Raw genomic sequence first — 20,156 nt, 5'->3', positions numbered from 1 at the left:
CGGATGGTACGGACGGGACGGCCGGAAGGCGGCACAGTGGGGCCGATCCTGAGGTGCCCATGGCCGTCCGTGACGTGCTCACCATCGGCGATCCCCGCCTGCGCCAGGTGAGTGCGCCGGTGGAACGCTTCGACGACCCCGCCCTGTCGGCCCTGCTCGACGACCTGCGCGACACCATGGCCGCCGCCGATGGCGCCGGCCTGGCGGCCCCCCAGATCGGTGTGCCCCTGCGGGTGGTGATCTTCGGCATCACCCACAACCCCCGCTACCCGGAGGCTCCCCCCATCCCGGAAACGGTGCTGATCAATCCCGTACTCACGCCCCTGGGCGAGGAGCAGGACGATGACGCCTGGGAGGGCTGCCTGAGCGTTCCCGGCTGGCGGGCCCGGGTGCCCCGCTGGCGCTGCCTGCGCTACCGGGGCTTCGATGGCCAGGGGCAGGCGTTCGAGCGGGAGGTGGAGGGCTTCCACGCCCGGGTGGTGCAGCACGAGTGCGACCACCTCGATGGGGTGCTGTTCCCGGATCGGATGCCTCCGCAGCAAGGAGGAGGATTCCCCGACGCTTCATTCCACAAACTCCTCAGGCACTGACAGCCAACATCAGCCACGACAACACGGGTTTAGGCGAAAGGGCGGACGATGCGGAAGCTCGTGTCAACGGCTTGACAGAAAATATGGGAAATTGCTGCTACTTTCGCGCGATAGAAAAACAGTCAACTCTTATACTTATATTAAGCCATGGCCCTGTCCGCCTCCCAGGCCTCTAGCCGGCTGTCCGGCTTCTTCGACGGCCTGCAATCAAGGATTTCCAGCGAGATTGCCAACCGCAGCCTGCCGCTGCTCGACAAGGTCTCCGCTCTCCCCGGTGCGGCCGACACCCTGGATCCCTTCAGCCTGATCGAGACTCAGCTGCTCGACGCGATCAACAAGACCGACGATGTGGGTCCACCGCCCGATCCGGTCGCCGCCATCGTCGAGGCGATCAATGCCCTGGGGCTGCCTGGCATCACGGCCAGCCAGCCCACACCCGGCGCCCTGGAGATCGTCCTGGCCACCGACCGAACGATCACCACCGGCACCGCCACGCTCGACATCGGCAAGGCGGTCGGCGGCTTTCTCGACCTCGACGTCGCGACCTCGGCCACGGTCAAGGCGGCTCTGGCGGCCACCCTTTCGATTGCCGCCGACGGGAGCCTCGCGCTGAAGGACACCGGCACACCGGAACTCACCATGGCGGTCGATGCCGCCCTCTCCCTGATTGATCTCAACGCCAATCTCGGCATCGCCAAGGTCAGGATTAACGACGCGAGCCCGTCGACTCCGGAATTCTCCGCCGATTTCAGCCTCGACCTGTCGCTCGATGGGGCTGGTGCCGTGGCGGCCACCACCTTCCTGACGGCGGAGGCAGGACTCGACCTGAGGTTCGCGACCAGCGACGTGCTGGACGGGGTACTGCCGGACATCGCCGGGCGGATCGTGCTGGATGTCCCCGTCAGCGGCTCCACCTTCGGCACCCCGACCGTGGCCCTGAAGGACATCACCCTCGACCTGCGCTCCTACCTCGACATCTTCGGCGACACCCTCGGCGAAGTGGGCGATGTGTTCAACAACGGGGCCCTGGGCACCATCGTCGACATCGCCCTTGAACCGGTGCCTGGCCTCAACAGCCTGGTGCGCAAGTTTCCGTTCCTGCTCGACCGGTTCGACAAGGTGGGCGGCATCACCGGCGGCGGTGACGGGAAAGTCACCCTCGGCGATCTGGCGGTGTTCGGCAACGGCGATCTCAAGCAACCGCTGACCCGCTTCTACCAGGGTCTGGCCATCATCGATGAGCTGCGCCAGTTCAACCTGAGCGGGGGCAGCGGCGGGCTGATCAACATCGGCGATGCCACCATCAGCGACGGGGTCGGCACACCGGCGTTCGACAAGGATGTGATCATCGCCGCCGTGAAGTCGGCCTTTGGCGATATTGCCGGCCTCAGCGATCTTGCCGAAGGCTTCCTCGAGGACTTCGATATCGAAGGGCTGCCCAAGCCAGGTGAGAAACCCGGCCTGACCTTTGAACTCTTTGAGAATCCGGCCCGCATTCTCGACATCCTGCTGGGTACCGCTCCCGTCAAGTTGATCGAATACAACGTTCCAGCTCTGGAGGTAAAGGCAACGGCCGGTGGCTTCTTCAACGTGCTCGGTCCCCTGGGATTCGAGCTTTCGGGCAACATCAACGGCGTGATCGATCTGGATATCGGCTACGACACCTTCGGTGTGGCCACAGGGGATTTCGCCAAGGGCTTCTATTTCACCACCCAGCCGTTCTCCGCCGGCGAGACGGGCCGTTTCCCCTACAAACCGGTGGGTGATCTTGATACGGACATTGATGGGGGAGCCGGCCTCGGATTCGCCGGTGCCAACGTCACGGTGGGCGGCAGCATCGGCTTCGATGTGGATGCCTATTTCAAGAATGCGCTGTTCCGTCCTCTGGCAGAGGACTTCGGCTGTGCCTTCGATGTCAGCGGGCGCGCCACGGCGGAGATCGGCGTCAAGATCGAGATCGGCTTCGGCCCCTTCAAGGTCAAGAAAAGGATCCCGATCGTCTCCACGGTGCTGGCCGACTTCAACGCTTTCACCTGCCCGCCGGCGACTGTGCAGCTGCCTCCAGAGACCCCCGGGCTTGTCACGGTCGTCGGCACCGAAGCGGTGCTGAACGTCGGGAGCCGCTCCCCGCTGCGTCAGATCCCCGACAATGCCGGCGGCACGCTGCGCCTGCTGGTCGATCCCGACAATCCGGACGATGAGGCCTACGTCATCGGCCGCGCCCGCAACCGGGTGGGCAACGCGTCCAATCCGGCCGGCGATCCGCCCACCGTGGTCGTTCCTGGCCTCGATGTCTTCGCCTTCGGCGTCACCCAGCGCGTGGCACCGCCGACGTTGATCAAGGCCGATTTAGGCGCCGGCAACGACACCCTGATCGTCCAGTCCGATGTCACCGTTGCGGTGGTGGCCACCGGCGGGGCCGGAGAGGATGCCCTCACCGGCGGCGCCGGCAACGATGTGCTCGCCGGCGACGGGGAGGACGACAACCTCACCGGCGCCGAGGGCAACGACCTCCTCAAGGGAGGTGATGGCGACGACGTCCTCGACGGCGGCAAGGGGGCCGACACCCTGGAGGGCGGCGCCGGCATCGACACGGTGACCTACGCGGAAGCGAACCGCGACCTGCGGGTGGGCGTCTTCCTCACTCTCTCCGATTCGGCCTACACGGGATCGGGGGGCGAGGCGGACGGCGACAGGTTCGATTCCATTGAGGTGGTCACGGGAACTGATTTCGACGACTACATCCGGGCGACGGGCGCCAGCTTCACCGTGGTGCTCGAGGGGGGCAAAGGCGCCGATGTGCTCATCGGTGGCAAGGCCGACGATCTCCTCTTCGGCAGCCAGGGCGGCGACTCGATCAACGGCCAGGATGGCTTAGGCGACGGCACCACCTACATCACCTCCTGGGGCCAGGTGGACGTGGATCTGCAGCGCTCCATCCAAGTCGGCGCCGATGCCCAGGGCGACCGGCTCTTCAACCTCGAGGCAATCCAGGGCTCGATCTATGGCGACGTGATCCGCGGCAACGGCTCCGACAACCGGCTCGACGGCGCCGATGGCAACGACCTTCTCGAAGGCCGCGGCGGTGCCGACACCGTGTCAGGCAGTGACGGCAACGATCGCATCTTCGGCGGTAACGACGGCGACCTGCTGGATGGCGGAGACGGCTACGACACCCTGAGTTACCAGAACGTGGCCGGGCCGGTGACGGTCGATCTCGGCACCGGGACGACAGGCCCCGGGACCGGTGGCCGCAGCGATCAGGTGGTGCTGGCCATCGCCAACGTCAATGGGTCCGGCCGCGGCTACAGCAGCTTCGAGGCCCTGGTCGGCAGCGAGGCCGGCGACAGCCTCACGGGCGATCTCGGCGACAACCGCATCGAGGGCCGTGGCGGCGCCGACGTGATCAGCGGCGATGCAGGCAATGACGTGCTCGAAGGCGGCGAAGGCGGCGATGTCCTGATCGGTGGCACCGGCATCGACTGGGTGGTCTACGACCGTTCCGGTGGCGCCGTGACGGTCGACCTGCTCGCCATCGGATCCGGCGGCACCGCCCAGGGCGACAGCTACGGAGGGGTGGAGAACATCCTCGGCTCCAGCTTTGCCGACCGTCTGCTCGGCAACGGCGCCGACAACCTCTTCGACCCCAACATCTCCCGCCTCCTCGGCGACGAAGTGGTCGATGGTCGCGGCGGCACCGACATCCTGCGGCTCAATTACGCCAGCTTCGGTGCCGATGTGGGCACCGGCATCAGCGGCGGTTTCGATTTCTTCTCCAGCACGACAGGGCTGATCTCCCGCCAGATCGCCGGCTTCGACCGAGTGACGTTCACCGATGTGGAACGCCTCTTCGTCGCCGGCACCAGCAAGGCCGACACCCTCTATGGCGGCCAGTCGCTTCTCGGCGACCGTTTCTACACAGGAGGTGGCGACGATGTGGTGGTCGCCGGCATCGGCGCGGACGAGGTGCGGACAGGTAGCGGTGACGATGTTGTCGTCTACGGAACAACCCCGAACCGCCAACCCAGCTTCACCACCCCCCCGGCCGCTTTCCGTCTCGATGGCGGATCGGGGTTCGACACGCTCGCGATCACACTCACCGGCTTGACGACCGGTGTCGTCGTGGCCGGCGGCAGCAGCCTCAACATCGCGATGGCCAACGGCGCGTCGGCCAAGGGCTTCGAGTATCTGCGTGAGGTGAGAACCGGCTCGGGTGACGATCTGATCCTGCAGTCCGGTGATTTCAATAACACTTTCGATGCGGGCAACGGCAACGACTACATCTCTTCAGGGGTTGGTTTCGACACGATCAATGGTGGCGCCGACTATCAGGGAAGCATCGGGGTCGCTGATGGGAAGATCTATTTAACTGACGAGCAGAGCTTCTTTCAGTCGACGGGTGACGTGCTCGTCCTCGACTATTCCTCTCTACGCCCAGGATCCTCGGTGTACGGGCAGACGCTGGTAGAGGACAGTGGCCTCTCGATGCGTAGGCTGGTCTCCATCGGCGAGTTCAACGAAGCTTTCAGATATACTGACATACAGACTAGTATTGGCTATTACACCGCATTTGGTCCAGACTCAGAAGGAGCGCCACAACTCACGGCAACAAACTTCAAGGGAATCGAACGTCTGAATGTGACCGGATCTTCCGGGAACGATGTCATCACAGGAACCTTTGTGCCGGTGGATTCCAGCCTGAACTGGCTCGGCTTGCCCACTGCTCGCGGGGATGACATCCTGTTGGGCGGAGCCGGCAACGACCTGATCTACGGCTATTCGGGTGACGACTTCTTGGTCGGCGGAGACGGCGACGACATCCTTGTTGGCAACAGCATCCAGCGGTTAGGCAACGACATCAGCCCCATCGATTACGACTCGATCGATGCTCTGACTGGTGGAGCCGGTGCTGACCGCTTCGTCATCGGCACCAGCAGTGGCTCGACTTACTTCTCGATTTTCTCAAATATACCTAGCACGCCTAACCATGCCAGGATCGAGGATTTCAATCCCAATGAAGGGGACGTCATCCAGCTGACGGGACAGGCTTCGAACTATCTGCTCAGCAACAGCAATGGCTCCACCTCCATCTTCGCCAACAGGACGATCGCTGGTTTCCTCGATCTCGTTGCCGTGGTTAGCAACGTCACCGGGCTTGATCGCAACGCTTCCTACTTCCGCTACGGCGGGGAGATCGGAACCCCGGCGGCCCTGGCTACCCCGGCACCCCTCGCCTTAGCGGCGCCCCTCGCCTTAGCGGCGCCCCTCACTCTGGATGCCCCCCTGGCAGGCACCGCCGTTACCCCTTTCGCCGCCGTAGCCGATGACTGGGTGACCGAGACGGGCGACCTCGCGACCCTTAAGGCGATCCTCGATGGAGCGACCGGAGGCGGTGGCTCCAGCCTCACGGTGGAGGGTGCTGCCGAAGCCGTCGGCACCTTCGAGGGAGATCCCTTCGGCCTGGGCAAAGGACTCATCCTCTCCACCGGCCGAGTGGAGGATCTACCTGGCAGCAATACGGTCAGCAGCGCCGGCACCAACATCACCTCCATACCGATCGTCTTCGAGAAGATCGGCCGTGTCGGCGACAGTGACAACGGCAGTGACATCTTCCGCGCCGATCTGTCCAATCTGGGCATCGATCTGAAATCCTTCACGATCGCCGATGCCAACACCAGAAGCGGCGGCGCCGGCGGAACGGCCTCGGGCTTCGACCTCGATGCGGTCGCCCTGAGCAGGATCTTCCTGCCGAGCGTCACCAGTGGCACCAACCTCAACCTGTTCTCAACGCTGCAACCGCTCAGCGCCTTCGACTTCAACAACGCCAGCATCACCTTCCGGCCCGGCACCCAGCGGCCTCCCACCATCTCGGCCTTTCCCTATGGCGAGAGCCTTGATGGCGCAGCCAATGGGGTGCTGGTCGACAACTCCCTGTCCACCCTCGATCGCTTCTCCTTCGGCCCGGATGTCGGCAGCCTCACCCTCGGCGATGGGGGGTCGATCAGCTTCGATCTCACCGGTCCGGTCAAGACCGAAGGCCCTCTCTACCTCTACATCGGTGAAGAGGGTGCCACCGGCGAAACCGTGATCGGCAGCATCAACGTGTCGCCCGACAACGTGGAGCCCACCGGCGACCTCTCCACCGACCTGGGCACGCCGGGCACCGAAGACGACACCACCCGGCTCACCTACCGCTTCACGCCCAAGGCGGGGGATACCAACTTCGCCCTCGATGTCGTGCTTTTCAGCGAGGAACTGCCCGAGTTCGACGGCACCCGCCTCACCGACCTTTTCTCCATCCAGCTCAACGGCATCGAGATCGGGACCCTCTCCAATGACGCGGCCCTCACCATCAAGAACCTCGTCTATTCCGATGCCGGCGACCTGATCGACAACAGCCCCGGCACCGGACCGCTCGCCAATCGGATCCGGGCCGACGCCTACACCCGCACGCTCACCATCGGCGGCGCCCTGCAGCAGGGCGTGGAGAACATCCTCAGCATCGAGGTGAAGGACGACCGCGATGGCTTCCTCGACAGCGGCCTGTTGATCAAGGACGGCTCGTTCCGCACCTTCGCCGCCTCGACCGTGTCGGTGACCACGGCCGGCGACGGCACGATCGTTGCCGGTGGCAACCCGGTGACGCTGACGGTGGCGATCGATCCAGCGACGGCTTCGCTCAACGCGCCGGTCACCGTCACGATCGACCCCTCCGCCAACCTCGACCTCGGACTGGGGGTCGGCGCGCCGGTGACCGTGACCTTCCAACCCGGTGACACCACCCGGAGCAGGACCCTGACGATCCAGGCACCGGCCGGAGCCGATCCAGACCTTGATGGCATCGTCACGTACGTGGTCACCAGCAGCGACCCAGCCTTCGACGGGCAACCGATCGCCCCCGATGTGCTCGACATCTTGTCGGCCACGAACCGTCCCCCGGTGATTGCCACGCCGCCGGAGCTGATCCGGGTGGCGGAGAACACCCGCGCCGTGGCGACCGTACGGGCCGACGATCCCGACGCTGGCCAGACCCTCACCTACGGCATCGCCGGCGGTGCCGACGCCGCCCTGTTCAGCGTCGATCCCACAAGCGGCGTGCTGGTGTTCCGAACCGCGCCGGATTTCGAGAAACCCACCGATCAGGGCAAGGATAATGTCTACGAGGTGACCGTCCGCGCCACCGACAGTGGCGACCCGGCCCTTTCCGACGACCAGGCCTACAGGGTGCAGGTCACCGATGGGGCGGAAACCACCCGACTCGCGGTGGAGTTTCGCTCCGAATCGGCCAACCTGCGCAACAGCTTCGGCTGGTACGACGCCACCACAGGTAAGGGGGGCCTTCTGTACGGCTCGGTGGAAACCACCGGCAAAGCCGCCAACATCAAACCCGGCACCGTGCGCAGCTTCAGCGTGGAAACCGCCGACGTCGCCAACATCCACTACTTCCTCGTGCCGGGAGGCGGCGGCATCCGGCCCACCACCGCCACATCCCCGAACCAGCCGGTGCGCGTCATTCAGCGCCGCGATGGAAGCTGGGGGGTCGCCCAGGTGCGCTCCGACGGCACGCTCGCCATCGGTCGCGACGGCCAGCCCATCGTGCTCGGCGGCGTTGGCGCCAGGGCCCTGTTCACCGAGACCGGCAAAAACGCCGGCGCTGTGGACTATGCCTCCGCCACCACGGGTCCGGGCCAGATCCCGGCTACGGTCACCGGGGACACGGCGGATGGCCCTACGGGGCTGCTCGCCTGGGAGGACATCGCTGCCAGAAGGCTCCCCGGCGGCGGCTACGGCGAACCCGGCGATGCCGACTACAACGATGCGGTGTTCTTCGTGCAGGGCTTTGCTGGAGAGACCCTTGCGGGCAACGACACCGCCGATCTCCTGCAGGGCGGCGGGGGAAATGACGTGCTGTCCGGGCTGGGCGGCGCCGACACCCTCCGGGGTGGCGATGGTGCCGACTCGCTGGCGGGCGGCCTCGGCGACGATCTGCTGACCGGCGGGGCAGGGGAGGACCGGTTCATTTTCGCGGCAGGGTTCGGCCACGACCGGATCACCGATTTCAAGGTCGCTGGCGACGGGGCCGACAAGCTGGCGATCGCATCCAACCTCCTCGTGTCGTTCACCGCTGTGCCGGCCTATCTGACGAGCGGCCTCGTCAGCCAGTCCGGCAACAACACCATCCTCAGAATCAACCAGGACGAGGCCATCACTCTGGAGAACGTGTCGCTGGCCGCGCTCAGGGCCAATCCGGGGGCGATCGTGCTGGTCTGAGGGCGCATTGATCGGCGCTGGCTCAGGTTCCATGATCGGCCGACCGCCCCGTTTCGCGATGACAGGCCTTCCATCCGCACCTGTCCCGCCGCCGTCCCCCCGCTGGTGGGTGCGCGGGGACCTCGACGGCTTCCTGGGGCTCGGCCTCGACAACCTCATCCAGATCCTGCTGATCGTGGGCCTGTGTCGCGGCGTGCTGGGGTATCCCGATGAGCTGATCTTCGGCACGATTCTGCCGGCCACCGGCATCAGCCTGGTGGTGGGCAACGTGGCGTACGCCGTCCAGGCCCACCGGCTGGGGCGGCGCGAGGGCCGTGACGACCGCACCGCCCTTCCCTACGGCATCAACACGGTCAGCCTGTTCGCGTATGTCTTCTTGGTGATGCTGCCGGTGAAGCTGGCGGCCACCGGCCAGGGTCTGGATCCCCAGGCCGCTTCCCTGCTCTCCTGGCGCGCCGGCCTGCTGGCCTGCCTGGGCTCGGGCCTGATCGAGGCGGGGGGCGCCTTCCTGGTGGCCCCCCTGCGCCGCTGGCTGCCCCGGGCGGCCCTGCTCTCCACCCTGGCCGGCATCGCCCTCGGCTACATCGGGCTGGGGTTCCTGCTGCGCACCTACGCCGTCCCGGTGGTGGGGCTGGCCGTGCTGGCGGTGATCCTGCTGGCCTACTTCGGCCAGGCCCGGCTGCCCCTGCCGGGCGGCGTGCTGGCGGTGCTGGTGGGCATCGTGCTGGCCGCGGCCACGGGCCTGCTGCGGCTGGATGGGCCCACCTGGCAGGCCAACATCGCCCAGGTGGGACTCCACCTGCCCGTGCCCAGGCTCGGTGCCCTCTGGGAGGGTCGCGAAGCCCTGGTCCCCTCGCTGGGGGTGACGGTGCCCATGGGTCTGTTCAACCTGCTGGGTTCCCTGCAGAACCTGGAGAGCGCCGAGGCGGCCGGCGACGCCTACCCGGTGAAGAGCTCCCTGCTGATCAACGGCATCGGCACGATCGCGGCGGCAGCACTCGGCTCCTGCTTCCCCACCACCATCTACATCGGCCACCCCGGCTGGAAGGGCATGGGCGCCCGCATCGGCTACTCCTGGCTGAACGGCCTGGTGATGGGCCTGGGCTGCCTGCTGGGGCTGTTCGGGGTGGTGGGCCAGCTGGTGCCGATCGAGGCCGGCATGGCGATCGTGCTCTACATCGCTCTGGTGATGGCGGCCCAGGCCTTCCAGGCCACGCCACCGGCCCACGCCCCCGCGGTGGCCCTCGGCCTGCTGCCCGGCCTGGCGGGCTGGGGGTCCCTGATGCTGAAGGCGGGCCTACGGGCCGGGGGCAGCGGCACGCCGGCCAACCCCTTCGGTCCCCAGCTGCTGCTGCCCCTGCAGCAGGCGGATGTGTGGGCCGCCGGTGCCTTCGCCCTGGAGCAGGGCCAGATCCTGGCGGCGATGCTGCTGGCGGCGATGCTCGTCTATGTGATCGAGCAGCGGTTCCGTGCCGCCGCCCTCTGCGCCCTGGTGGCGGCGGTCGCCTCCTGGCTGGGGCTGATCCATGCCTGGAGCTTCACCCTGGCCGACACGGTGCTGGACCCCGGCTGGGGCAGCGGCACCCCCTGGGCCCTGGGCTATCTGGCGATGGCGGTGGTGTTTCTGCTGGGGCGCCCGCAGCGCTGAACCGGTGGTGGCATCGCCGTGACGGATGGATGTGGGCAGCCGAAACGCTGCCTAGGGTTGGCCGATTGCATCAGCGCCGCATGGCTTCCGTGCCCAATGGCCGCTTCAAGCGGTTTGAGCATCGCTTCGAGCGGATTCTGTGGCGCCTGCGGCTGATCGCCATCCTGCCGGTGGTCATGAGCCTGGTCAGCACGGTCGTCGCTTTCGTGCTCGGCACGCTCGAGATCGGCAAGGCGCTGGTCAGCCTGGGAGATGTGGCCCACACCAAGAAGACCTTCGTGGCCGAACTGCTGGGGGCGATCGTGACCGGGATCGATCTCTATCTGATCGGTATCGCCCTGCTGATCTTCGGCTATGGGGTCTACGAACTGCTGATCTCTCCGATCGAGGCGGCCCGGGAACGTGACCAGGGGGGTGGTGGCCTGCTCGACATCCGCGACCTCGACCAACTCAAGGAGAAGCTGGTCAAGGTGCTGGTGGTGGCCCTGATCGTGTCGGCCTTCAAGGCGATGCTGACCCTGCCGATCCTTGACGGCCCGTCCCTGGCGTTCTTCTGCCTGAGTGTCCTGCTGCTGTCCCTGAGCGGTTATCTGGTCACGGGCAGCGGCGGCAAGCGGCTGTTCTAGAGACTGGATGACATGAACCGGTTCCTCAGGTCCTCTCCATGGTGAGTTCCCGCATGAGGCTGCGGCGACCCGACGACTGGCACGTGCACCTGCGGGACGGTGCCCTGCTGCAGGCGGTGGCCCCGGCCACGGCCCGCACCTTCGCCCGGGCGATCGTGATGCCCAACCTCAGCCCGCCGATCTCCACGGTGGCGGCCGCCGAGGCCTACGGCGCCCGGATCCGGGCGGCCCTGCCGGATGGCAGCGGCTTCACTCCCCTGCTCACCGCCTACCTCACCGACACGATCGATCCGCTCGAGATCGAGCGCGGCCACCGCGAGGGGGTGTTCACCGCCTGCAAGCTCTACCCGGCCCATGCCACCACCAACGCCGCTGCCGGGGTGACCGACCTGGCCCGGATCGAGGCGGTGCTGGCCACGATGGAGCGGATCGGCATGCCCCTGCTCATCCACGGCGAGGTGACCGACGCCGAGATCGACATCTTCGATCGCGAAGCCGTGTTCATCGAGCGCCACCTGGCGCCGCTGCTGCAGCGCCATCCGGGCCTGAAGGTGGTGCTGGAGCACATCACCACCGCCGAGTCCGTCGCCTTCGTGCGCCAGGGGGGCGCCAACCTGGCCGCCACCATCACCCCCCATCACCTGCACATCAACCGCAACGCCATGTTCCAGGGCGGGCTGCGGCCGGACTTCTACTGTCTGCCGGTGGCCAAGCGTGAACGCCATCGGCTGGCCCTGCGCGAGGCGGCCACCTCCGGGGAACCCTGCTTCTTCCTGGGCACCGATTCGGCTCCCCACCCCCGCTCGGCCAAGGAAAGCGCCTGTGGCTGCGCCGGCATCTACAACGCCCCCTTCGCCCTGGAGAGCTACGCGGCGGTGTTCGAGCAGGAGGGGGCCCTGGATCGCCTCGAGGCCTTCGCCAGCCTGCATGGGCCCGCCTTCTACGGGCTGCCCCTGAACGAGGGCCACATCACCCTGGTGCGGGAGCCCCACACGGTGCCGCCGCGCCTGCACGGCAACGCCGCCGACGGGGACGCCACCACCCTGGTGCCCTTCCATGCCGGCCAGGTGCTGCAGTGGCGGCTGGCCGACGACGACTGAGCGCCAGCCCAGCTGGGATGGATCAGGGGCGCGGCGCCAACGGCGCCCCGTCCGCCAGGGAGGGAACGCCGCTCAGCACGGCGGTGCCCGCCGGTTGTCGGCCGGCCGCCGGGATGCGCTCCTTGCTGCGGTAGCCCCGGCCGTCGAACACCTCGCGCACCCAGGTGGCAGGTGCGCCGCCGCCGGACTGCAGCCGCCAGAGATCGCGCCAGCGGTTGCGGCGCGCCTCCGGGACGATGACCGGCAGCCGGCTGGTGGGGAAGCTGCTGATGAGGCGGTAGCCCCGGGCTTCCTGGCGGAACACCTGGAGCGTGCAGCCACCGGTGCCGCACACGTAGGGACCCATCAGGTAGACGAGCACGTCCTGACGGCCATCCCCATCGAGGTCGGTGCGGCCGTGCACGTAGCTGATCCGCCCCATGCCCCCGGCGGCGCTTCCCAGGGGGCGGCGCAGGTCGGGGGAGGCCGCCAGGATCGCCGTCTCCAGTGCCGGATCGGGCCGGTTGCTGTAGCCGGGCCCGGCGGCGGCGCGGGGTTCCCAGATGAGGATGCCGCCATCGGCCAGCAGGCTCAGGTTGAGCCGGCCGTCCCGCAGCAGGTAGCCCCTTACATAGGGAAGCTGGCGGGCCAGGGGTTCCCCCAGGCTGGGCGCCGGGCACAGGGCCTTGGTACTGGCCAGGGGCCCGAAGCGGAAGCCGCCGTTGCCTGGGTCAGTGCTGGGCTCCACCTGCCAGCTGCCCGTGGCGCGGTTGCAGTCGAGCTGCAGGACCGCCCGGCCATCGGCCTGGAGCGAGAGGGTGTAGCGGGAGGGGTTCGCCGGACGCTTCAGGCCCTGGGCGTCATCCATCGACTGGATCCCCACCAGCTGCCAGATGGTGCCCTGCAGCGGCGGGTTCTGGGGGGCTGCGTGAAGGGGCAGCGACGCCCCCGTCAGTAGCGAGGCCGTGGCCATGGCACCGCCGCTCCAGGTCGCCAGGAGCCGGATCGAGCTGGCTGGGAAAGGCATCGGGCGTCTCCGGCGGGCTCTCCACAATCGGACACGGACGCCGGAATGGCGTGCCGCTGCCTGCTGCTTCTCTACGCGCTGCTGCCGCTGCTGCTGGGCCGGGGCTCCACCACCACCGCGGTGCCGTAGCAGAGCACCTCGGTGGCGGCGGCGGTGCCGCCCTGCACCTCCGAGCCGTCGTAGCGGGTGCCGACGATGGCATTGGCACCCAGGGCCCGGGCGTGCTGGATCATCTGCTCATAGGCCTGCTCCCGGGCCTGCTCGCACATCTCGGTGTAGGCGCCGATCCGGCCGCCCACGATCTGCTTGAGCCCACCCAGGAAGCCCTGCACCAGGGTGGGGGAGCGCACGACGATGCCGCGCACCAGGCCCCGGTAGGCGGTGATTGTGTAGCCCTCGATCGTGAAGGTGGTGGTCACGAACACGGGTTTCACCATCGGGAAGCGGTCGGCGGACGCCCCATCCTGCTGGGGGCGGCAACGCGTATCAAGCGGCGTGCTTCGGGCGGCGTACTTCAGGCGGCCGGGGCGAGGGCCGCCTCCAGGACGGGAATCGCCCGCTCCAGGGCCACCCCGCGGCTGGCCTTGAGCAGCACCCGATCCCCCGGCTCGAGCCAGTCGAGCAGCACGGCGGCCGCCTCCTCGGGCGTGGCCGCCCGCGCCAGCCGCGGCAAGCCGGCGGCGGCGGCGAGCATCGCCTGCGCCTCGGCCTCGGCGGCCACGATCACCAGTCCGTCGAGACCCAGCGCCCGGGCCCGTCCCGCCACCTGGCGGTGCAGCTCCAGGCTGCGCTCCCCCAGCTCGAGCATCGTGCCCAGCACCGCATAGCGGCGGCCTTCGCAGGCTCCATCCGGGGCTCCCAGCAGCTCCAGGGCGGCGAGAACCGCCTCCGGCGAGGCGTTGTAGGTCTCATCGAGCAGCTCCACGCCCCCCAGCTGCAGGCGTCGGGCGCGACCGCCCGGCAGCTCCACCGCCAGCTCGCCGAGGGCCGTCGCCGGCACGCCCAGTTCCCGGGCGACGGCCACCGCCAGCAGCAGGTTGCGGGCGTTGTGGCGCCCCTCCAGCGGCAGGGCCAGGCTCGGGCCGTCCAGGAGGCTCAGCCGAGACCCCTCCAGCCGGCCCACCAGCCCCGGCGCCGGCACCCCCGCCGGGAAGGCCGCCGCCTCGTCCTCCAGGGCGACGCGCACGACCCGGCCCCGCCAGACTCGCGCCAGGGACTGCTCCAGCAGCGGATCCCCGGCGGGAATCACCAGCACCCCTTCCGGCCGGAGTCCGGCGGTGATTTCGCATTTGGCCTGGCCGATCGCCTCCCGGCTGCCGAGGCGGCCGATGTGGGCGGTGCCGATGTTGGTGATCACCGCCACGTCCGGCTCGGTGCAGCGGGTCAGACGGTCGATCTCCCCCAGTCCCCGCATGCCCATCTCCACCACCAGGGCCGCCGTGCCCCCGTCCGCCTTCAGGATCGTGAGCGGCGCCCCCACGTCGTTGTTCTCGTTGCCGCTGCTGGCCACCACCGGCCCAAGCGGGGTCAGGGCGGCCCGGATCAGCTCCCGTGTCGTCGTCTTGCCCGCCGAACCGGTCACCGCCACCACCGGCAGCCCCAGCTGCCGCCGCCAGAGACGGGCCAGCTGCTGGTAGGCCTCCAGGGTGTCGTCCACGGGCCAGATCGGCCGGCCGCTGCCGGACACCAGCTCCGCCAGCACCGTCCCATCCAGCCGGTCCCGCTGCACCAGCGCCGCCGCCGCACCGGCGGCGAAGGCATCGGCCACGAAGCGGTGGCCATCGAAGCGCTCCCCCACCAGCGGCACGAACAGGGCGCCGGTCAGATCGCCGCGGCTGTCGGTGCTGACCCGACGGATGGGCTCGGGGCCGGCGCTGCCCGGGGCCACCAGGGGCTCGCCGAAGAGCTGGAGCAACGGCTCGAACGGCAGCAGCATCAACCTGAAGTTCCGGGGTCGAGCAGGATCATGCCCGACCCCACCAGGGCGCCGCGGGCGAGCAGCCGCCGCTGGCCGTCCACCAGCTCCAGCCGCTCGTAGCCCAGCCCCCGGGCGCGCTCCTGCCAGCGCTCCGCCCAGCGGCCCCGGCTTGCCGGGGCGAGACCGGCGTAGGCCGGCGCCATCGTCAGCACCAGGCGACCTTCGGCGGGCTCCGGATGGGCCGAGGCGATCAGGTGCTCCGGGTCGTCCTCCGCCAGCAGGGCCAGGAGGGGGTCGAGCTCCAGGGCGGGCGGCGGCTCGGGCTCGGCCACGGGCTCCGGCGCGGCGATCGCCGTTGGTGCGGGGACGGGCGCCGTGGGGACGGGGACTGGGGGAGCTGGAGCCACGACGGGAGCCGCGGCACCGCTGGCCGGGGCAGCCCGGTGGTTCAGCCCGCGCCGGGCCTGACCCGCCAGGGCCAGGAGCAGGGCCAGCAAGGCCGCCAGCAGCAGGGGCCAGAACACCGGGGCCAGCCCCTGCGGCCAGAACCCCGGCACCGACAGGTCCCCCTCGCCATTGCGGCGCCAGAGTTCGCGCAGCTTCAGGCTCAGGGAAGCCAGCACGGCCAGCAGCGCCTGGGCGAGCCGGCCCCAGGGGCTCGCGTAGGGCGCCGGCAGATCGGAGGGTGGTGGAACCGGATCAGCCATGGACGCCGGACACGGGGAGCTGGCTCAGGAGTCGTTGCGGCGGCGCAGCAGGGCCAGGGGGTTGCGGGGACGCTGGGGCGGCGGCGGCTCCTTGGGGGAGCCCTCCGGCCGGGAGTCGTCGTGCAGCAGGCTCGGATCCGCCCCCTGACCCTGGGAGAAGCGCTCCACCTGGGCCGCGTCGGGGGTGGGCTCCTTGACCCCGCAGACCTCCCGGTACATGGCGTCGTACTCCAGGGCGGAGCGGTTCCAGCTGAAGTCGGTGGTCATGGCCCGCCGCTGCAGCTCCTGCCAGCTGGGCTCGTTGCGATAGGCCTCCCAGGAGCGCACGATCGTCGTGTAGAAGTCGATCGCCTCGTAGCGATCGAAGCCGTAGCCGGTGCCGGTGCCGGCGGTGGGGTCGTTGGGGGGGACGGTGTCCACCAGGCCGCCGACACGGCGCACCACCGGGATCGAGCCGTAGCGCATCGCCAGCATCTGGCTGATGCCGCAGGGCTCGAAGCGGCTCGGCATCAGGAAGGCGTCGCTGCCGGCATAGATCAGCCGCGACAGGGCGTCGTCGTAGGTGAGGAACACGGAGAAGCGGCCGGGGTGGCGGGCCGCCATCTGCCACAGGCCCGACTCGTAGCCCCGATCACCGGTGCCCAGCACCACGAACTGGCTGTCGCTGTAGGCCAGCACCCGGTCGGCGACCTGCAGCAGCAGGTCGACGCCCTTCTGGTCCACCAGCCGGCTCACCATCCCCATCAGGTAGGAGCGGGGGTTGACGTTGAGGCCCATCCGTTCCTGCAGCAGCCGCTTGCTGGCGCTGCGGCCGCTGAGGTCGTCAGCGGAGAAGGGGGCCGGCAGGGTGGTGTCGGTGGCGGGATTCCAGTCCTCGGTGTCGATGCCGTTGAGGATGCCGCGCAGCTTGCCGCTGATGAAGTTGAGCAGTCCGTCGATCCTCTCGCCGTACTCGGGCGTGCGAATCTCCATCGCATAGGTGGGCGAGACCGCATTCACCCGGTCGGCATAGAGCAGGGCCGCCGCCATGGTGTGGTCGCCCTGCATGTACCAGGGGCACCAGGTCATGCGGTCCAGCTTCCAGCGCCAGGGGCCCTGGTAGCGGAGGTTGTGGATGGTGAACACCGTGCTGATCTCCGGGTCCTGATGCATCCACACCGGGATCATTCCCGTGTGCCAGTCGTGGCAATGGAGAACCTGGGGCTTCCAGCCGCCGTTCCAGGCGAATTCGGCAGTGGCGTTGGCAAAGAAGGTGAAGCGCCAGTCCTCATCTTCACCGCCATAGATGCGCTCGGGATCGAACACCGGATGGCCCACCAGATAGATGGTCAGACCGCTGGTGGGGTGGCGGGTTTCGTAGATGGCGAAATCGGTGCCCATCGCGTGGCCACGCCACATCGGTTCGGCCGGAATCTCCAGCCGACTCCACAGTTTTCCGTAGCCCGGCATGATGATCCGGACGTCGTGCCCCAATGCCGCCAGGGCCGGTGGCAGGGAGCCGACCACGTCGCCCATGCCTCCCACCTTGATCATCGGAGCGCACTCCGCAGCGGCAAACAGAACCCTCATCCGTGCTCGATCGCTGGTGCGCCTGGAACTCTACGGGCTGCCACGGAGCGCTCCGGCTGCCGGCGACAGCGGGCTCAGGGCAGCACCGTCACCGGTGTGCCGACCTGCACCATCTCGAACAGCTCCCTGACGTCCTCGTCGAACAGCCGCACACAGCCATGGGAGACGGCACCGCCGACACTGTCGCGATTCGGTGTGCCGTGGAACCCGGAGGTCACGCACCCCTTCACCTCCAGGTGCTCCTGGCCGTTGAAGCCGCGCCGGCCCTTGCAGTCGCGATGGAAGCCGATCCAGCGGGAACCGAGGGGATTGGTGGGGCCGGGGGGAATGCGCACGCCCTTGGCGGGATGTTCCCAGATCGGGTAGGCGGTCTTCTCGATCACGCTGAACGAACCCACCGGCGTCTCCCAGCCGGGCATGCCCACCCCGACCCGGAAGCGGCGCCGTTCCCGGTCCCCCTCCATCACCTTCAGCAGCCGCCTGCGGCGGTCCAGGACCAGCTGCAGCGGGGGGAAGGCGGGCTCCACCGTCGTCGCTGCAGGATCGGGGCCGATCGCCGTCGGCTCGGTGCCTGGGGCGGCGGCCAGGGCGGGCTCCACCCACGATCCGGCCAGACAGCTGAACAGGGCCAGAGCCAGGGGCAGGGTGGCTTGGCGGTTCACGGTGCGGTCAGCCCGGATCAGACTTCTCGTCTGAGGTTAGCGAGCCGAAGGCAGCCACTGGCTGAGCCCCATGAACAGGACAGGCCTGGCCCCGGTCTAAAATTCTTCCACCAAGTCCAACGGTGAGCCCGATTGCAGCCTCGATTGCGGCGATCGGTTGCATCGCCACGGTTGCACCGATTCGCCGTCCGTACGTCTGCCCTTCTGTTCATGGGTCTGGAGATCGTCACCCCAGCCCTTGGGGCTCCGGACCATCACCACGGCCTTCTCTACAGCTACAAGAACGACACCGTCCCTCCCCGCTGTTCGCGCAGCTTCTGGCTGCTCCAGAAGAGCAAGAAGGTGTGGTTCCTGGTCGATGAGCACCACAAGGACTCGGACACCGAAGCCGCCTTCTTCTACCGGGGCCGGAGAATCCTCTACCGGGGAGATCTGAGCTCACTCCCTCCGGAGCGAAGAAAGGCCCTGGAAGCGAACAGCATCGTCTGGGGCCAGTCCGTCGCCCATGGCTGGGGACGGGGGCCGAACGGGACGAACCACTACCTGCATCTGTGGACGCGCTGGTCGATCTTTCAGCCAGCCCGTTGCCATCCCGAGTACTTCACGATGACCTTCCTGCCCCCCCATCCGCGCTGAGGGGGTGGCACAGGGACAGACAGTTGGTCGCTGCGTCGATCCGCCGGTGGCTGATCGTCCATCCATAGGTGCTGCGCAGCTTCAGCAACATCACCAGGCCCCAGTGGGCCTCCCTGGCGAGGGGATCGTGACCTGTGGCTTCCATCGCCTTCTCCACGCTCGCCAGGGCGGCCTCGAAGTCGAAGGGGGCTCCCTGGTCGAGGATCTGCACGCAGAACCGCTGGCTGCTCACCTGCACCGACATCTGGACCGGCGGCGGCGGGTCCAGATCGGCGTGGGCATGGCGGACCGCGTTGGTGAACCCCTCGACAAGGGCCAGCTGGGCCTGCATCCAGAGCTCCGACGGCACGGCGGGATCACCCAGCTGCTCGAACCAGCGGAGCACCGTCTCGATCTCATCGAGATCACTGTTGACGGCGAGCTGGCTGAGGGGCCGATCGGATTCTGAGGCCTGGGGCAGGTTCATGCCGCCCCTGAGTTCTTGCTGAACAGCACAAGAAAGGTGCGGACGATCAGCTTGAGGTCGTAACCCAGGCTCCAGTTCTGCTGGTAGCGCAGATCCAGCCGGATCACATCTTCGAAATCCCGGATCGAAGAGCGGCCGCTCACCTGCCATTCGCCACTCAGACCAGGCCGCACATCGAACCGCTGCCAGCTGGGGATGGCGTAGCGGCGCACTTCGTCCGGGGTGGCGGGCCGTGTGCCGATCAGGCTCATGTCGCCGATCAGCACGTTCCAGAACTGGGGCAGTTCATCCAGGCTGGTCTTGCGCAGGATCCGGCCCACGCGGGTGATCCTGGGGTCATTGTCATTCTTGAAGAAGGCCCCCTGGGCCTGGTTCACCACACTGTCCTTCAGCCGTTCGGCATCGGTGACCATCGAGCGGAACTTCCAGATCCGGAAATGGCGGCCCATCCAGCCGCAGCGCACCTGCCGGAAGAGGATCGGCCCCGGGCTGTCGAGACGGATGGCCAGGGCGATGGGCAGGAACAGCACCGCCGTGACCCCCAGCCCCACCAGGGCGCCGCAGACATCCATGCCTCGCTTGACGGCGGAGCGCACCGAGGGGTGGGTGAGCGGTGGCCGCTGGTCCTCCGTATGGGACAGCTGGGGCAACAGCCCCTCGGAATGGGCCGTGACCGGCAGGACCTTCTCCAGTCCCGTCATCTGCAGGGCCAGGAACACCTGACGGTTCAGGCTCCAGGCCGCCAGGGGAACCGCGCGCTCCTGGGCCGCCTTGATGGCGCCCACCAGGGCACCGATGCCGCTGCTGTCGATGATGGCCGTGCGCCCGAAATCCAGGATCACCTGCCGCAGGTCCTGCACCTCCGCCAGCCAGCCCCCGAAACCGGAGCGGAACGCCACGGCTTCGGCCACGGTGAGCCGGGGCGGCAGCTGCAGGATCAGGACACCGTTGCGCACG

General features: G+C 68.1%; 14 protein-coding genes. 6 read left to right on the top strand and 8 right to left on the bottom strand.

The features are described from left to right. The first annotated feature begins 59 nt into the window (after positions 1–59). The 5 genes from def (at position 60) to pyrC (ending at position 12,235) form a co-directional block, all read left to right on the top strand. On the top strand, positions 60–590 hold the full coding sequence (def, locus tag KUG39_RS07910) for a peptide deformylase (RefSeq protein WP_216914169.1): 531 nt from the start codon (positions 60–62) through the stop codon (positions 588–590). Positions 591–737: 147 nt separating this feature from the next. Further along, positions 738–8,861 (top strand): choice-of-anchor L domain-containing protein, encoded by an 8,124-nt coding sequence (locus KUG39_RS07905; RefSeq protein ID WP_216914167.1) that lies wholly within the window; start codon positions 738–740, stop codon positions 8,859–8,861. Positions 8,862–8,919: 58 nt separating this feature from the next. Next, positions 8,920–10,509 (top strand): NCS2 family permease, encoded by a 1,590-nt coding sequence (locus tag KUG39_RS07900; RefSeq protein WP_216914165.1) that lies wholly within the window; start codon positions 8,920–8,922, stop codon positions 10,507–10,509. An 80-nt stretch (positions 10,510–10,589) separates the two neighbouring features. Then, positions 10,590–11,135, top strand: a complete 546-nt coding sequence (locus KUG39_RS07895) for a YqhA family protein (RefSeq protein ID WP_094586035.1) — start codon at positions 10,590–10,592, stop codon at positions 11,133–11,135. Positions 11,136–11,173: 38 nt separating this feature from the next. Beyond that, entirely contained in the window at positions 11,174–12,235 is a 1,062-nt protein-coding gene (pyrC, locus tag KUG39_RS07890) for a dihydroorotase (protein WP_216914163.1), read from the top strand. Between the two features lie 22 nt (positions 12,236–12,257). Here the strand turns inward: pyrC and KUG39_RS07885 are convergent, their stop codons facing one another. From KUG39_RS07885 to KUG39_RS07860, 6 genes are all read right to left on the bottom strand, one after another. Next, complete coding sequence (locus KUG39_RS07885; protein ID WP_216914161.1) at positions 12,258–13,241, bottom strand: META domain-containing protein; 984 nt, start codon at positions 13,239–13,241, stop codon at positions 12,258–12,260. 71 nt (positions 13,242–13,312) lie between these two features. Beyond that, positions 13,313–13,678, bottom strand: a complete 366-nt coding sequence (locus KUG39_RS07880) for a YbjQ family protein (RefSeq protein ID WP_094586033.1) — start codon at positions 13,676–13,678, stop codon at positions 13,313–13,315. A gap of 77 nt (positions 13,679–13,755) precedes the next feature. After that, positions 13,756–15,177: a UDP-N-acetylmuramoyl-tripeptide--D-alanyl-D-alanine ligase gene (locus KUG39_RS07875; protein ID WP_216914159.1), complete on the bottom strand. Its 1,422-nt coding sequence runs from the start codon at positions 15,175–15,177 to the stop codon at positions 13,756–13,758. After that, positions 15,177–15,866, bottom strand: a complete 690-nt coding sequence (locus tag KUG39_RS07870) for a hypothetical protein (RefSeq protein WP_216914157.1) — start codon at positions 15,864–15,866, stop codon at positions 15,177–15,179. The genes KUG39_RS07875 and KUG39_RS07870 overlap by 1 nt, the downstream gene beginning before the upstream one ends. Positions 15,867–15,890: 24 nt before the next feature. Beyond that, positions 15,891–17,435 (bottom strand): glycogen synthase GlgA, encoded by a 1,545-nt coding sequence (gene glgA, locus KUG39_RS07865; RefSeq protein WP_216914155.1) that lies wholly within the window; start codon positions 17,433–17,435, stop codon positions 15,891–15,893. 74 nt (positions 17,436–17,509) lie between these two features. Next, positions 17,510–18,097, bottom strand: a complete 588-nt coding sequence (locus KUG39_RS07860; protein ID WP_353617354.1) for a L,D-transpeptidase — start codon at positions 18,095–18,097, stop codon at positions 17,510–17,512. Between the two features lie 210 nt (positions 18,098–18,307). On the opposite strand from KUG39_RS07860, the gene KUG39_RS07855 reads away from it, so the two are divergent. Continuing rightward, positions 18,308–18,733 carry a hypothetical protein gene (locus KUG39_RS07855; RefSeq protein ID WP_216914153.1) on the top strand — a complete coding sequence of 142 codons (426 nt, stop codon included), beginning with the start codon at positions 18,308–18,310 and terminating at the stop codon, positions 18,731–18,733. On the opposite strand, the gene KUG39_RS07850 is transcribed toward KUG39_RS07855, so the two are convergent. Together KUG39_RS07850 and KUG39_RS07845 are read right to left on the bottom strand one after the other, a co-directional pair. Continuing rightward, entirely contained in the window at positions 18,699–19,199 is a 501-nt protein-coding gene (locus KUG39_RS07850; RefSeq protein ID WP_216914151.1) for an ATP-binding protein, read from the bottom strand. The genes KUG39_RS07855 and KUG39_RS07850 overlap by 35 nt on opposite strands. After that, a complete protein-coding gene (locus tag KUG39_RS07845) occupies positions 19,196–20,155 on the bottom strand; it encodes a sugar transferase (RefSeq protein ID WP_353617127.1) in 960 nt (319 codons plus the stop codon). Before KUG39_RS07845 ends, KUG39_RS07850 begins: the two co-directional genes overlap by 4 nt. Position 20,156 lies beyond the last annotated feature (1 nt).

The organism is Synechococcus sp. CCAP 1479/10 (assembly GCF_019038515.1).
GTDB lineage: Bacteria > Cyanobacteriota > Cyanobacteriia > PCC-6307 > Cyanobiaceae > Cyanobium.
Note: the sequence above shows the minus strand (reverse complement) of the source record. Positions and strands in the feature narration are given on the sequence as shown.